At 65.0% G+C, this 14,179-nt stretch carries 14 protein-coding genes; 8 read left to right on the top strand and 6 right to left on the bottom strand.

Going from position 1 to position 14,179, the window contains the following annotated elements:
• The first annotated feature begins 54 nt into the window (after window positions 1–54).
• Together NLM15_RS06525 and NLM15_RS06530 are read left to right on the top strand one after the other, a co-directional pair.
• On the top strand, window positions 55–675 hold the full coding sequence (locus NLM15_RS06525) for a response regulator transcription factor (RefSeq protein ID WP_254116205.1): 621 nt from the start codon (window positions 55–57) through the stop codon (window positions 673–675).
• A gap of 189 nt (window positions 676–864) precedes the next feature.
• A complete protein-coding gene (locus NLM15_RS06530) occupies window positions 865–2,541 on the top strand; it encodes a mucoidy inhibitor MuiA family protein (protein ID WP_254116206.1) in 1,677 nt (558 codons plus the stop codon).
• A 153-nt stretch (window positions 2,542–2,694) separates the two neighbouring features.
• Here the strand turns inward: NLM15_RS06530 and NLM15_RS06535 are convergent, their stop codons facing one another.
• Genes NLM15_RS06535 through NLM15_RS06550 form a run of 4 tightly spaced genes read right to left on the bottom strand, consistent with a single transcriptional unit; the run spans window position 2,695 to window position 5,758 of the window.
• A complete protein-coding gene (locus NLM15_RS06535; protein WP_254116207.1) occupies window positions 2,695–3,501 on the bottom strand; it encodes a heme ABC transporter ATP-binding protein in 807 nt (268 codons plus the stop codon).
• Window positions 3,498–4,595, bottom strand: coding sequence for an iron ABC transporter permease (locus tag NLM15_RS06540; RefSeq protein ID WP_254116208.1), 1,098 nt, complete (start codon window positions 4,593–4,595; stop codon window positions 3,498–3,500). The genes NLM15_RS06535 and NLM15_RS06540 overlap by 4 nt, the downstream gene beginning before the upstream one ends.
• Window positions 4,592–5,545 carry a hemin ABC transporter substrate-binding protein gene (locus NLM15_RS06545; protein ID WP_254116209.1) on the bottom strand — a complete coding sequence of 318 codons (954 nt, stop codon included), beginning with the start codon at window positions 5,543–5,545 and terminating at the stop codon, window positions 4,592–4,594. The genes NLM15_RS06540 and NLM15_RS06545 overlap by 4 nt, the downstream gene beginning before the upstream one ends.
• A 6-nt stretch (window positions 5,546–5,551) precedes the next feature.
• On the bottom strand, window positions 5,552–5,758 hold the full coding sequence (locus NLM15_RS06550) for a hemin uptake protein HemP (RefSeq protein ID WP_254124160.1): 207 nt from the start codon (window positions 5,756–5,758) through the stop codon (window positions 5,552–5,554).
• A 250-nt stretch (window positions 5,759–6,008) separates the two neighbouring features.
• On the opposite strand from NLM15_RS06550, the gene NLM15_RS06555 reads away from it, so the two are divergent.
• The 6 genes from NLM15_RS06555 to NLM15_RS06580 all read left to right on the top strand — a co-directional run bounded on the left by NLM15_RS06555 (window position 6,009) and on the right by NLM15_RS06580 (window position 11,471).
• On the top strand, window positions 6,009–8,378 hold the full coding sequence (locus NLM15_RS06555; RefSeq protein WP_254116210.1) for a TonB-dependent hemoglobin/transferrin/lactoferrin family receptor: 2,370 nt from the start codon (window positions 6,009–6,011) through the stop codon (window positions 8,376–8,378).
• A 135-nt stretch (window positions 8,379–8,513) separates the two neighbouring features.
• Complete coding sequence (locus tag NLM15_RS06560) at window positions 8,514–8,849, top strand: antibiotic biosynthesis monooxygenase (protein WP_254116211.1); 336 nt, start codon at window positions 8,514–8,516, stop codon at window positions 8,847–8,849.
• A gap of 26 nt (window positions 8,850–8,875) precedes the next feature.
• Entirely contained in the window at window positions 8,876–9,391 is a 516-nt protein-coding gene (gene hutX / locus NLM15_RS06565; protein WP_254116212.1) for a heme utilization cystosolic carrier protein HutX, read from the top strand.
• 25 nt (window positions 9,392–9,416) lie between these two features.
• Window positions 9,417–10,193: a tonB-system energizer ExbB gene (exbB, locus tag NLM15_RS06570; RefSeq protein ID WP_375166811.1), complete on the top strand. Its 777-nt coding sequence runs from the start codon at window positions 9,417–9,419 to the stop codon at window positions 10,191–10,193.
• A 4-nt stretch (window positions 10,194–10,197) separates the two neighbouring features.
• A complete protein-coding gene (gene exbD, locus NLM15_RS06575) occupies window positions 10,198–10,644 on the top strand; it encodes a TonB system transport protein ExbD (protein ID WP_254116214.1) in 447 nt (148 codons plus the stop codon).
• Window positions 10,644–11,471 carry an energy transducer TonB gene (locus NLM15_RS06580; protein WP_254116215.1) on the top strand — a complete coding sequence of 276 codons (828 nt, stop codon included), beginning with the start codon at window positions 10,644–10,646 and terminating at the stop codon, window positions 11,469–11,471. The genes exbD and NLM15_RS06580 overlap by 1 nt, the downstream gene beginning before the upstream one ends.
• 182 nt (window positions 11,472–11,653) lie before the next feature.
• On the opposite strand, the gene NLM15_RS06585 is transcribed toward NLM15_RS06580, so the two are convergent.
• Complete coding sequence (locus NLM15_RS06585; RefSeq protein WP_254116216.1) at window positions 11,654–13,009, bottom strand: esterase-like activity of phytase family protein; 1,356 nt, start codon at window positions 13,007–13,009, stop codon at window positions 11,654–11,656.
• 109 nt (window positions 13,010–13,118) lie between these two features.
• Window positions 13,119–14,090 carry an MBL fold metallo-hydrolase gene (locus NLM15_RS06590; protein ID WP_254116217.1) on the bottom strand — a complete coding sequence of 324 codons (972 nt, stop codon included), beginning with the start codon at window positions 14,088–14,090 and terminating at the stop codon, window positions 13,119–13,121.
• Between the last annotated feature and the right edge of the window lie 89 nt (window positions 14,091–14,179).

Consider the following 14,179-nt stretch of genomic DNA (forward strand, 5'->3'; position numbering starts at 1 on the left):
CGGGGCCCGCTGCTGTCTCGGGCCATTTGACCAAGACATTGCTGGATCGGGATTATGCCGGGGAACATGCTTTCCAAGGGTGAGGTATTCGTCATTGAAACTGACGCCGCCTCCCGCGAACAATTGTCCAACGCGCTCCAGCAGAGCGCCTATGACGTGATCTGTTTTGCCGATAGTGCGTCGCTGCTCTCGGAAGCCAGGGCGCGGATGCCGGCCTGCGTGCTGCTGGAAATGCCGCCGGATCGCTCCGGCCTCGACGTGCTCAAGCAGCTGCGCGAGGAGAATTGCATGGCGCCGGTGCTGATGACCTCGGCGAATGGCAGCATCGCCATGGCCGTCGACGCGATCAAGAGCGGCGCGGCCGACTTCATCGAAAAACCGTTCCGCACCCACGACATCGTCGACCGGATCGATGCCGCCATCGACGAGTTTGGGCAACCCGGCTCGAACCGGCAACGCTGGCTGCCCGGCTGCGAGCCCCTGACGGCGCGCGAAGGCGATGTGCTCGAGCACCTTGCGGCCGGCCTCACCAACAAGGAAATCGCCCGGCGCATGCATCTCAGCGCACGGACGGTCGAGGGCTATCGCGCCGGCATCCTGAAGAAGGCCGGCGCCAAGAACGTGACCGATCTGCTCCGCCGCATCTTCGGCCAGGGTTCGTCCACGCAAGGCTAAAGTCTGAGAGCGCCTCAAGGCTCCACCGCGGGACCCATGACGCGTTCCGCGGCCATGGTGCCGCCGCGGCGGCGCCCCACGGAAACCCCAATCGAACCGGTTCCTTCCCTGCCGCGTCCAATCCTGTTGGCGAGGCATTTTGATCGCGCGTCCGGCTGACGGCGCGGCGATAACGGAAGGAAGGACTTTATGCGCATCACCGCAAGATGTTTGGCAACGACGAGCCTGGTTCTGGTGACCATGGCGGCGGCGTCGCCGTTATGGGCCGCCGATGTGGACACCAATTCGGCGATCGACGCCGTCACGGTCTACCCCGATGGCGCCACTGTCACCCGCATCATTGCGATCGACCTGCCGTCCGGGGACTCGACGCTGGTCGCCAAGGACTTTCCGCTCGGTCTCGATACGTCCTCCATCCGGGTCGAGGGCGAAGGCGGCGCAAAACTCACCATCGGCACGATCGATGCGCGGCCGCCGCGCGCCGCGCCGGTCAACCTGCCCGAGCTGGAAAAGCGTATCGAGGCCCTGAACGACCAGCGCGCCGACCTGCAAGGCGCCATCGACTCGGCGAATGCGCGGCGCAAATTTGCGGAGCGCTTTGCGGAAGTCTCCCCCGTGGGCATCGGCGAGAAGGGCGAGGCACGGCCGATCGCCGAATGGCGCACGGCCTTTACCGCCGTCGGCGACGAAATTGCGAGCGCCGATACGGCCATCCGTGACGCCACGCGCAAGCTGCGCGAGATCGACCGGCAGATCGCCCAGCTCGAGCTCGAGCGCAAGGCCAAGCCGCCGAGCAAGCTCGAGGTCCGCATGGATGTTGCCGCGACAGCCGCGACCAAGGCGACGCTGCGGGTCACTTATAACGTACGCAATGCGCGCTGGCTGCCGCTCTATGATGCCCGGCTCGACACCGGCGCCAAGGACCGCAAGCCGCAGCTCGAGCTCGTCCGCCGCGCCGAGATCACGCAGTCGACCGGCGAGGACTGGTCGAACGTGACGCTCGGCGTCTCCACGGTCCGGATCAATCGCGGCGGCAGCGCTCCGGAGCTGGGCTCGCTGGTCGCGCAGTATCCGCAACCGCCGAGGCCGATGGCACTCGGCACGGCCTCCGATCTGGCGCGGCCTGCGCCAATGACGCGCCAGGCGCAATCGCCGGCAATGGCCAAGATTGCGGAAGCGTCCGAGCAGCGCGAGCGTGCCGACGAGCAGCAGGCGGTCGCCGAGATCGGTGATTTCCAGGCTACGTTCAAGATTCCGGGCCGCGTCAGCCTCGGCGCTGCCGAGGGCGCCAAGAGCCTGAAGATCGCTGCGATGAGCGTGCCGGCCGATCTCGCAGTGCGCGCGGCACCGGTGATGGACCCGACCGCCTTCCTCGAAGCCAGCTTCAAGCAGACGGATGATACGACGCTCCTGCCGGGCAAGGTCGCGATCTATCGCGACGGTGTCTTCGTCGGGCGCGGCAAGCTCTCGGCGTCGGCCAAGGACGACATCGTGCGGCTCGGCTTTGGCGCTGACGACAAGGTCAGGATCGAACGCGCCGTGCTCAAGCGCAACGAAGGCTCGGCCGGCTTGCTCGTGACGACGTCGAAGACCGACGAGCGTTCGTTCAAGACCACGATCCGCAACGGTCACGACTTCCCGATCAAGGTCGTGATCGAGGATCAGCTGCCGGTCAGCGAGAGCGAGGACATCGTCGTCGAGATGCTGCCCGCGACCACGCCGCCGACCGCAAGCAACATCCGCGACAAGCGCGGCGTGCTGGAATGGTCGTTCGACGCCAAGCCCGGCGAAGTCAAGGACATCAACTTCGCCTGGCGCATCCGCTGGCCGAAGGACAAGAGCATGGTGATCGTGCCGGCGGGCTAGGGCACGCCGCTTCTATCCGACCTCGCCCCGCTTGCGGGGAGAGGTCGGATTGCATCGAAGATGCAATCCGGGTGAGGGGGACTCTCCGCGAGTCTCACTCTCACCGTCCCTGCGGAGACCCTCTCCTCGCAAGCGGGGCGAGGGAGTGGACCTTCACCGCGGCAACGTCGGAGCCGCCCGCATCGATTGCGGCAGCACGTAAGGCACGCCGTCGTCGGCTTGATGGACGACGGCGTCGATCTCGAAGATGTCGCGGATGATTTCGCGCGTGACGATTTTGGCGCGTGGGCCGTCGGCGGCGAGCTTGCCGCCGTTCAGCACGATCAGTCGGTCGGCGAAGCGGATCGCGAGGTTGAGGTCGTGCAGGATCGCGACGACAGCCGTGCCGCCGGCCGCGCGGCGGCGGGCGGCCTCGACCAGGTCGATCTGGTGACGCAGATCCAGGCTCGAGGTCGGCTCGTCCAGCAGCAATAGCCCCGGTCCATGTTCGGCCTCGCCGCAGGCGAGCTGCACCAGCACGCGGGCGAAATGGGCGCGCTGCTGCTCGCCGCCCGACAGCGTCGGCAATTGCCGGTCGCGGAAATGCGATAGCCCCACCTCGTCCAGTGCGGCGTCGACGAGCGGGCCGGCATCGCGCGCGCTGCGGTCACCTGCGCCCATCAGCACGATCTCCTCGACTGTGAAGGGAAATGTGACGTTGATGTGCTGGGACAGCATCGCCCGGCGCGCGGCGAGTTCGCGCGGCGTGTAGCTGCTGATGTCGCGCTGCTTCAACCGGATCTCGCCTTGGTTCGGGCGGAGGTCGCCGGAGAGCAGCCGCAGCAGCGTCGACTTGCCGGCGCCGTTCGGACCGATGATCGCGACCATCTCGCCGGCCGAAACCGTCAGGCCGACGCCATCGAGCAGCGTCGCGCGGCCGGCGCGCCTGGTTAAGCCATGCGCCTCGATCACGGCGCTCACAGCGTGGCCAGCCCGCGCTGCCGCAGCAGGATGCCAAGAAAGAACGGCGCGCCGATCGCCGCGGTCAGGATGCCGATCGGCATTTCTGCCGGCGCCACGATGGTCCGGGCGAGGGTGTCGGCGCCGACCATGAGGATCGCGCCGAGCAGGACGGAGGCGGGCAAGAGCAGCCGGTGCGCGGGCCCGATCAGGAGTCGCAGCAAATGCGGCACGACGATGCCGACGAAACCGATCACGCCGCAGACCGAGACGGCAACGCCGGTCATGGCGGCAACCAGCACGATCGATATGCGCTTCAGCCGCTCGACATCGACCCCGCCGTGAAACGCGTCGGCTTCGCCCAGCACGAGCAGGTCGAGCCCGCGGGCGATGAAGGTGCAGGCCGCAAGCCCGATCAGGAGCACCGGCGCGAGCGCGGCATCCTTGGCCCAGCTCGCTCCGCTCATCGATCCCAGCATCCAGAAGGTGATGTCGCGGAGCTGACGATCATCGGCGATGAAGATGAGCAGGCCGATGCCGGCATTGGCGATTGCGGTGAAGGCGATACCGGCAAGCAGGAAGATCGTAATCGAGGTGCGGCCGGAACGGCTGGAGATGCTGTAGAGGATCACGGTCGTCGCCAGCGAGCCGGCGAACGCCGCCAGCGGCAGCAGCTCGGTCTGGAGAAACCGCAAGGAATCGCCAAGAGCCGAATCGGTAAAGACGATCGCAGACACGGCAGCCAACGCGCCGCCGCTGGAGACACCGACCAGCGCGGGATCGGCGAGCGGATTGCGGAATAGCCCCTGCATGATCGCGCCCGTGGCTGCGAGCAGGCCGCCGACCATTGCGGCCGCTGCGATCCGCGGGATACGGATCGCCCACAGCACGAGCTGGTCGCGTGCCGTCATGGCATCGGAAGGCGTGTTGCCGGCGAAGCCCAGCGCGGCAGGCAGACGAGACAGGGGAATACCGGCTGCGCCGACGGTCAGCGCGATGATCGTGGTGACGGCGAGCATTGCGAGCAGCAGGGGGATTGCAACGGAGGAGAACCGCCGTCCTGCGCCGGCGTGTCGTCGCGGGCTCCGCGCCTCGGTCCCGGCCGCCACGGTCATTGCCGGCAGTTCGTCGCCGACAGAGCCGACGTGAAGGCGCCGCCGCCATCGGCCAGAGCCGGATAGAGCTTGACCGACAGATCGCGCGCCGCCGCGGCCGTACGCGGCCCGAAGCCGAGCAGATAAAGCCCGTCCATCGCGATAAAGCTCTTGTTGGCCGCGACCGGTGTCAGGGCAAAGCCGGGATGGGAATAGACCGCGTCGGCCCGGAGCGAATCCTTGTCGCGGTCGATCGAGAGCACGACATCGGGTTTGGCCGCCACGATCGCCTCGTCGCCGATGATCTTGTAGCCGTCGTAATCCTCGACGGCATTGGCGGCGCCGGCGAGCTGGATGATCTCGTCGGCCGCAGTCTTGTGGCCGGCGACCATCGCGCGTCCGTTCTGGAGCGACATCACGAACATCACGCGCACGGGCTTCGTCACCTTGGCGCGCAGGGCACGAAGCTGCTTGAGATCGGCGCTGACCGCGATGCTCAGGCATTCGGCGCGGGCATCGACGCCCATGGCATGGCCGACCAGCTTGATCTTCTCGATCAGGCCCTCCTCGGAGTAGGTCTCGGGCACCAGCACCAGCGGCACCTTCGCCGTCTCCAGGAGGTCCATGGCCTCGCGCGGACCTGCCCCCTGGATCGCCAGGATCAGCGTGGGGTTGAGGCCGAGCACGCCCTCGGCCGAGATCTGCCGCATGTAGCCGACACTGGGTTTGTCGTGCAGCGCCGCCGCCGGATAAAGGCTCGTGGTGTCGACGCCGACCAGCCGGCTCTCGAGCCCGAGCGCATAGAGGATCTCGGTGATGGCGCCGCCGATCGAGACCGTGCGCGCGAAGTCGGTGACCGCGACATCGCGATTGCGCGCATCATGCACCGTGATACCGGCAGCGTGCGCGGTCGATGCGAGCGCGATTGTGCCGGAAAACAGAAGGTTTGTGAGGGTGCGACAAAATGTCATTGCGGTTTACTTCGTCAGGATCAGCTTGTTCTGCGAGGTCAGGCGGAGGCGGTAGCTGTCCTCACCATGCGCGATGATGATCTCGCGCTCCGCCGCAAAGAGCTCGCGGCTGTCGATCCGGCTCCCGCGCATGGTGAGAGTTCTCGTTGTTGCAGAAGGGCTTTGTGTCGGCCCTGCCGCATCGCCGCTATGGTCTCCGGACGCTGCTGACATGGTGGGTGTGATGCGCTTTCGAAATTTCAGATGCGTCTTGTTTGTATAAGCGGCAACAGGCGCATTCCAACGGCGGCAGTTTACAATCGATATAAACTGCAACGCGATGTCATTGACCGTCAGAGTGTTGCCACGTAACCAATTGTGACCATGCGGGCCGGGGGGCCTGCGTCAGAAAATAGCCAGCCAGACGCTCGCCTCGTGCGGCGCACGCCAGCCAAGCAAGACACATAATGATTGGGTTGGGGTTATGGCTGACGGGGCTAGGTATTCGCGCGCGCTGATTTTGGGTGCGTCGGTGGTTTCAATTGCTGCAATATTGCCGGCGGGCAGTTTCGCCCAGACCGCGGATCAAGCCGCGCAGTCGGCCCAACCTGCGAAGCCGAAACAGGCCAAGCGCAAGCCGGCCAAGCCGCAGGCCGATCAGCAGCAGGCCGGCACCAGCGTGTGGGATGCCCGTGCGCAGGCGATCGTCGGTGTCCAGGCGCTCGACACCATCACAGCCGCAGCCTCCAAGACCGAAGAGCGCGCGGTCGATGCGCTCGCGCCGGTCAGCGTCGTGACTTCAGGGCAGATCGAAGCCCGCCAGCCCAGCACCGTCGGCGATCTCATCTATAATGTGCCGGGCGTGTGGGTTCAGAATCGCGGCGACGAGCCGTCGACCTCGATCAATATCCGCGGCCTGCAGGATTTCGGCCGGGTCGCCGTGGTTGTCGACGGCGCGCGGCAGAACTATCAGCGCACGGGCCATTTCGCCAACGGTTCGTTTTTCCTCAATCCTGAACTGATCAGCGGCATCGACATCGTCCGCGGTCCGACCGCCAACATTTATGGCTCGGGCGCGATCGGCGGCGTGGCGTCGTTCCGCACCAAGGATATCGAAGACGTCGTGCGCGCAGGCGAGCGCTGGGGCGTCGACATGAAGACGGTGCTCGGCAGCAACTACGGCCGCGCGCTCGGCTCGGCCTTCGGCGGCGTTCACGTCAACCCGAATGTCGACGTGTTCGCGGGCGGCACCTACAGCACCCAGGAGAACTACAAGGACGGGACCGGTTATGAGGTTGCCAACACCGGCAACCGGCTGTCGAGCGGCGTTGCCAAGCTGACGTTGCGGCCCGCCGACGGACACGAGGTCAAGCTCGGAACCATCTTCCAGGAAGACCTCTACAGCGTGGGGCAGCCGCCGCGCAAGGCGGGTGATCCCAACACGACCAACGCGAACGGTACGCTCAACCTGGGCGGCACCTCGATCTACAAAACCGACGTGAAGAACTACACCACGACGCTCGGCTGGAAGTACAACCAGCCCGACGATCAGTTGTTCGACTGGGATTCGAAGATCTACTGGAATCGCACCGAGAACGACCAGGTCAAGACGGCGCACACCAGCACCACGGCATCGGCCTATTGCGGCGGCGTGCCCGGCAACGCGGTGTCCGGCTGTATCGGCAGCACGCGGGGATATCTGCTCGATACCTATGGTATCGATCTGTACAACACGTCGCGCTTTGTGACCGGCGACTGGCGCCACGCAGTTACTTATGGCCTCGACGCGTTCCAGGATCAGGTCTCGTCGCGAGACACGACCGGAACGTCCGAGATCACGACGCCCGGCGGCAAGCGTACGGTTTCCGGCGGCTTCGTGCAGTGGAAGACCAACTACACCTCAATGCTCGAGGTGATCAGCGCGCTGCGTTACGACAACTACCAGCTCTCGTCGGGTACAACCTCTTCCAGTGGCGACCGGCTGTCGCCGAAGATCACGGTCGCACTGGTGCCGACGGCGGTCGTCACGCCCTATGTCAGCTATGCCGAAGGCTATCGCGCGCCCTCGATCACCGAGACGCTGATCACCGGCTCGCATACCGCTGCCTCGCCCTTCGACAGCTTCTTCCGCTGTCCGTCCGGCACGCCGGGCCCCGGCGCGGACTCCACGTTCTGCTTCGTTTCGAATCCGAACCTGCGGCCGGAGGTCGGCAAGAACAAGGAGATCGGCTTCAATATCAAGAAGAACGATCTGTTCATTGCGGGCGACACGCTCCGCGGAAAGATCAACGTGTTCCGCAACGACGTCGAGAACTTCATCGACCTGGTCAATTTTGGCGCGCCGCTCGGCGGGCCGGGAGGGCCGATGCCGTTCTATCAGTACCAGAACATCGCGGAGGCCCGGATCCAGGGCTTCGAAGCCGAGACCATGTATGACGCCAATCTCTGGTTCTTCGGCCTCTCCGGTTCTTACATGAACGGCAAGAACCTCCAGACCGGATTTGGGCTGTCCAGCATTCCGCCGCAGAAGATCACGACGACGGCCGGCGTACGCCTGCTCGACCGTTCGCTCATCCTGTCGATGATGTGGACGTCGGCGATCGCCAACACGGATATTCCGACCAACTATTTGCCGGCTACTTCATACCAACTGGTCAACCTGTATCTGCAGTATCAGCCGACGCGGGACATGACGCTCAACTTCTCGGTCGAGAACCTTCTGAACCAGTACTACCGGCCCTACGCACTTCCCGCCGGCAGCACGACCGACACGCAAAACGACGTGAAATGGGCGAGTGCCGGCGCGGGGCTCGTGGTCAAGGGAGGCCTGAAGTATCACTTCGGCGGCATCTAGGGAGTAGCCGCCGATCCCGAACGGGACGCCGTATTGACATCCAGGGCCACGCTGAGTCCCAGCGTGGCTTCGGCGCGTTCTGAAACATCCGGTCGGCATGCGCCGATCAACAAGACTGACAGGAGAAAAGATCGAATGTTCATCGCCATGAATCGTTTCCAGGTGAAGCTCGGCTCGGAAGCGGCTTTCGAGACCGTCTGGCGCACCCGCGAGTCCTATCTCGGCAGCATGGCCGGCTTCGTTGAATTCCACCTGCTCAAGGGGCCGGTGCTCGAGGACCACACGCTGTATTCCTCGCACACGGTGTGGGTCGATAAGGCAGCCTTCGAGGCCTGGACGCGCTCGGAGGAGTTCCGCCGCGCCCACGCGCGCGCCGACAACAGGACCGGGGAAAGCCTCTATCTCGGCCATCCCAAGTTCGAGGGGTTCGAGGTCATCATGACCGAGCGCAAGGCGAACGCGGCCGCCTGAGGCGGGGCGCAGATGAGGAGCTGGATATGTTGAGCACCGATCTCGCCGACCTCAAGGCGTACATGACCGACAATCCGGGCGCGGTGATCGAGGACGTCGCGCGCGAGCGCAAGGTCACGCCGCGCGCGGTGATCGAGGCGCTGCCGTCGTCGATGGTGCGGTTTGGCGGCGGCGAGCACTTCGCCGCCGCCATGCAGGACATCGCGGAATGGGGCGAGGTCACGCTGATCGTGCATACCGATGACGCGATCTTCGAGTTCACAGGCGCCATTCCCGCGGGCGAGATCGGGCGCGGCTATTTCAACCTGATGCAGCCGAAGGGATTGCACGGCCATCTCCGCCACGAGCGCTGCGCAGGCGTCGCTTTCGTCGAGCGTCCCTTCATGGGCAAGAGCTCGGCCTTCGTTGCTTTCGTGAACGCCGATGGCGGCATCATGTTCAAGGTGTTCGTCGGCCGCGACGAGACCCGGGCGCTGCGCGGAGACCAGCTGGCGCGGTTCCGGCAGCTCGCGGACCGGATCGCGGCACGGCCCACGGCGTAGCTCTTCTATCTGTCGGGAGATCAGGATGCAGGGCATTTTCAGGCTTCGGCAAATGATCGTAACAATCGCGCTGGCGCTCGCGCCGGCGCCGGCCTTCGCGATCGACGAGGCGTTATTGCCGCGCAATCTATCGCCCTGGGGCATGTTCCTCGGTGCCGACATCGTCGTGAAGACGGTGATGGTGGGACTGGCCGTCGCCTCGCTGGTGACGTGGACGGTGTGGCTGGCCAAGTCCATCGAGCTGCGCCGCAAGGGCGCGCTTGCCTTGCAGCGGACGCGCGCGCTCGAGGGCAACATCAAATTGGCGGAGGCCGCAGAGCGTGCCGGCGACGCGCATGACGCGGTCGCCCAGCTCATCCAGTCCTGCGCCAAAGAGGCGGAGCTCTCCGGCGGCGTGCTTGATGACGGTCTTCAGGAGCGCGTTGCGCTGCGGCTGGAGCGCGTCGAGGCCGCGATGTCCAGGCAGATCGCGCGCGGCACCGGCGTGCTCGCGACCATCGGCGCCACCGCGCCTTTCGTCGGCCTGTTCGGCACGGTCTGGGGCATCATGAATTCCTTCATCGGCATCTCCGAGAGCCACACCACGAGCCTTGCCGTGGTCGCACCCGGTATCGCGGAAGCGCTGCTCGCGACCGCGCTCGGCCTCGTCGCCGCGATCCCGGCGGTGGTGATCTACAATCAGCTCGTTCGCGGTATCGCCAATTATCGCGCGCTGCTCGGCGACGCCTCGGCGCAGCTGATGCTGCTGGTAAGCCGGCAGCGCGATCACAGGGATTTCCGCCTGGCACGGGCAGCGGAGTAAGACCATGGGCGCGAAGCTCGGCGCACGCTCCGGATCGCCGCTCAAGCGCGGCGGCCCTGACGATCTCGACGTCACCCACGAGATCAACGTCACGCCCTTCATCGACGTGATGCTGGTGCTGCTGATCATCTTCATGGTGGCAGCTCCGCTCGCCACCGTCGACATCGGCGTCGAGCTGCCGGCAACCGCAGCGGAGCCGGCGCCGCGGCCGGACAAGCCGACCTTCGTGACGGTGAAGCCGGATCTCACCGTCGCCGTCGGCGAGGACACGATGGCACGCGATGGTCTCGCCACTGCGCTCGCTGCGGCCACCAAGGGCCGCAAGGACGAGCGCATCTATCTGCGCGCCGACAAGGCCGTGAGCTATGGCGACCTGATGGAGGTGATGAACACCTTGCGTAACGCCGGCTACCTCAAGGTCGCGCTGGTCGGCCTCGACGGGCGCAGCTGATGTCTGCGAACGCTTTTGCCCTGCACGAACCGCTCGGCGAGCGCGAGACCGCGCGCTGGGGCGTTTCGGCGGCGGTGATCGTGGCGTTGCATGTCGCCGCGGCGTTGCTTGCAATGGGCTGGCTCAGGTCGCAGCCCGAGCAGGGCGTCAGCCTGCCGGCGATCATGATCGACATGGCGCCGATCACGTCGGCGCCGCAGGCAACGCCGGACGATGTGGCGCCGGGGCCGGTGATGAAGGAGGCCGACGCCTCACCGCTGGAGCCGATGCAGCAGCAGGCGGTCGAGGAGACCATCGCGCCAACTCCGCCACAGGAGAAGCCGGACGTGGTGGCGCCGCCGGAGCAGAAGCTGGAGCCGACACCGGCCAAGCCCGAACCGGCGAAGATCGTGCCGCAGGAGAAGCCGGCGCCCGAAAAGCCGAAGGTGGTACGCCCGGAGGCCAAGAAGCCGTCGGAGGCGCGTCCCGCGCCTCGCACCAGCGCGCCGCCGCGTGCCGAGCGGGAGGCGCCTGCGGCGTCCACCATGAGCGCGGGCGCGATCGCGTCGCTGGTTGCGACTTACAATCAGCGCGTCCGCGCGCATTTGATGCGCCTTCACTCCTATCCGTCTGGCGGTAACGGTCAGCGCGGGCTAGTCCGGGTGAGTTTCACGATCGGCCGTAACGGTCAGGTCACGTCCAGCCGCATCGCTTCGTCCGGCGTTGCCGCGTTCGATGCCAAGGCGATGTCGATGATCCACCAGGCCTCGCCATTCCCGCCGATCCCGGCGGAGATCAAGAACGGCTCGATGAGTTTTACTGTTCCGGTGGACTTTATCGTGCGGTAGAACGTCTCCGCAAACTCAGCTGTCGTCCCGGACAAGCGCAAGCGCAGATCCGGGACCCATAACCACAGGATCGCGTTTGGCGAAGACTCGCCACCACGATGCCGCGCTACAACTCCGCCCCGGGGTTATGGGTCCCTGCGTTCGCAGGGACGACAGCGGAGTTTGTAGCGCAAGCCTTCGGCCTACTTCGCCTTCAGGAAGTCCGCGACTTCGAGCAGCATGAACTCGTCGTCGTCGGCCTTGTTGGGATCGCGGCTGGACGAGAACGGCAGATTGTTGTCGTTGCCGACGATGATGTGGGTCTCGTCGACGCGATCGACGTTCTCGATGGTGAAGAACGGGAAGGTGTAGACGCCGTCGTTGAGCGGCTTCTTCGCCTTCTTGTCGGGATCCTTGATCTTCATCAGATCGATATAGCCGATCTTGCGCACGGGCTTGCCGACATTGGCGTCGGTCAGCTCGATCTTGTAGACGCGCTTGAACTTGGCGATGTCGGGGAAGCAGTTCTCGCCGCGCTGGCCCTGCGGGCAGGCCTTGTCGGCTGTGCCTTCGCCATTGTCGCGCTCGATGATGAGGCCGGAGGCCTGATCGATCATGTTGAAGTCGCCGATGGCGTTGCCGTTCTGCTCGAACACATACTGCCAGTAGCGGCCGGTGAACTTCTCGGCGGCGACGTCGAATTCGAGGATGCGGGAGGCTTCCTTGCCGTCCACCTTCTCCCAGTCCTTCTTGTCGGCATCCCACAGCGGCCCCTCGAGCAGGCCGTAAAGGAACTTGCCGTCCTTCGACGAGGCAAAGCCCTCATAGCCCTTGGAGCGGCGGAGGTTGACGTTGGTGTAGGTCGCGCCCGGCGCGCCCGGCGTTCCTACCGCCCAGTTGTCCGGCGAGCGCACCGGCTTGCCGTCGGCAACGGTCTCGAACACGCCGAGGATCTTGCCGGTCTTGTCGGCCTTCAAGATGTAGGGGCCGAACTCGTCGCCGATCCAGAAGGTATCGCCGATGATCTGAAAACCTTCGGTGTCGAAGTCGGAGCCGGTGAGATAACGCTTCTGGGTGTCCTCATGCACGATGCGGAACGGCACCTTCTTGTCGGGATCGTGCAGGAAGATGGTTTCCTGACGCTCGATGTTGCCGTTCGCCCAATCCATCTTGTAGCGGTTGAGGTACAGCATCGAATCCGGCGAGTTGGCGCGCGCGCCCATGCCGTTGTCGGTGATGACCCAGAAGGTGCCGTCGGGCATGGTCTTGATGCCGGAATGGCCCTGGAGCGGCTGGCCCTTGAACGGCAGCGAGACGCCGGTTGCGCGCTCATAGGACTTGCCCATCACGGTGCCGAGCGCGTCGACGCGCTTGCCGGTGGTGTACTTGCCTGAGGTCTTGAGATCGGCGGGGGCGTCGGCCGGCGCGTCGATGAACGAGGCGGCCGGCATCACCACGTGGCCGGCGAGCTTCGCGGGGAATTCGCCTTCGCTCTGCGCGAGCGCGGTGCTGGCGGTGAGAATGATCGTTGCGACGGAGCTGAGAAAAGTCGCGCGCATGTGCGTCTCCTGTTAGCGGACGACGCCTTATGCGGTCGGCATATTGCAGTTTTGTGAAACCGGGCGAAAGGCCGCAGGCTTCGGCTATTCCTCTACCGCGCGCTGCGTCTCACGCGGTCTCGTAGACCAGTCTGGTGAAGAAACCGGGGTCGATAAGAAATTGTCCCCACCTCGCGTCGAACGCGGCTGTCGGCTTGGCGGCGACCGTCTCGTCGCGTGTCCTTCCCTGTTTCTTGAGATTGCCGACATTGTCCCTGATGGCGGCCAGCATGTCGCGGAATTCCTGCAGCTCGGCCTTGTTGCTGACGGGCTTGCCGTGACCGGTGATGATGATGGTGTCGTTGTTGGCGGCCGCCAGATTGGCGTCGCAGGCCGCGATCATGCCGCCGATGCTGCCGCCGGTCGAATGGTCGATGAAGGGGTAGATGTTGTTCCAGTAGGTGTCACCGGCGTGAAGAATGTTCGCCTCGGCAAACATGACTGAGATGTCGCCATCGGTATGAGCCGGACCGCTATATTTCAGCGCGATGGATGCGCCGTTGACCTTGAGATGATGCTCCTTGGCGAAGACCTCCGTCGGGACTGCCTTCGTCGCCAGAGGCAGGAAATTGTAGTCCCAGTCCTCGACCCGCTGAATGCTGGAGAGATGCTTGCGGGTGTTTTCGTGGGCGATGATTTTTGCGCCGGCCGTATGCAGCCATTCATTGCCGTCGGCATGGTCGAAGTGCCAGTGCGTGTTGATGAGATGCGCGATCGGCTCGTTGCCAAGCTCGGCCAGTGCTTTGCTGAGCTGCGGGCGCGAGACGCCGATGCCGGCGTCGACCAGAAGCTTGCCGTCAGGTCCCGTGAGTACGGCGATGTTGCCGCCGGATCCTTCGAGCACGCTGATGTTGTTGCGCAGCTTGTAGGTTTTGATCGGTGATGTCGCCGCGCTGTCCTTGATCAGGCTGACGAGGCCACGCGCTTCCGCGTAGGCCTGCCTCGGGGTGAGCCATCCGCCGGTGGCGGCGAACGCCGCGCCGCCGACGCAACACAAGCAGAAGCCGCGTCTAGAGAGTTGATGAGGTCGTGACGATGTCATGCGAATCTCGCGATCTCGAGCGATCAACGACGGCGTCAATGGGCGACCCTCGCCGTCTGCGCGGCAAGATCGAACGAAACAGGTCAGCG

Origin of the sequence: Bradyrhizobium sp. CCGB20 (genome assembly GCF_024199855.1) — a bacterium.
GTDB lineage: Bacteria > Pseudomonadota > Alphaproteobacteria > Rhizobiales > Xanthobacteraceae > Bradyrhizobium.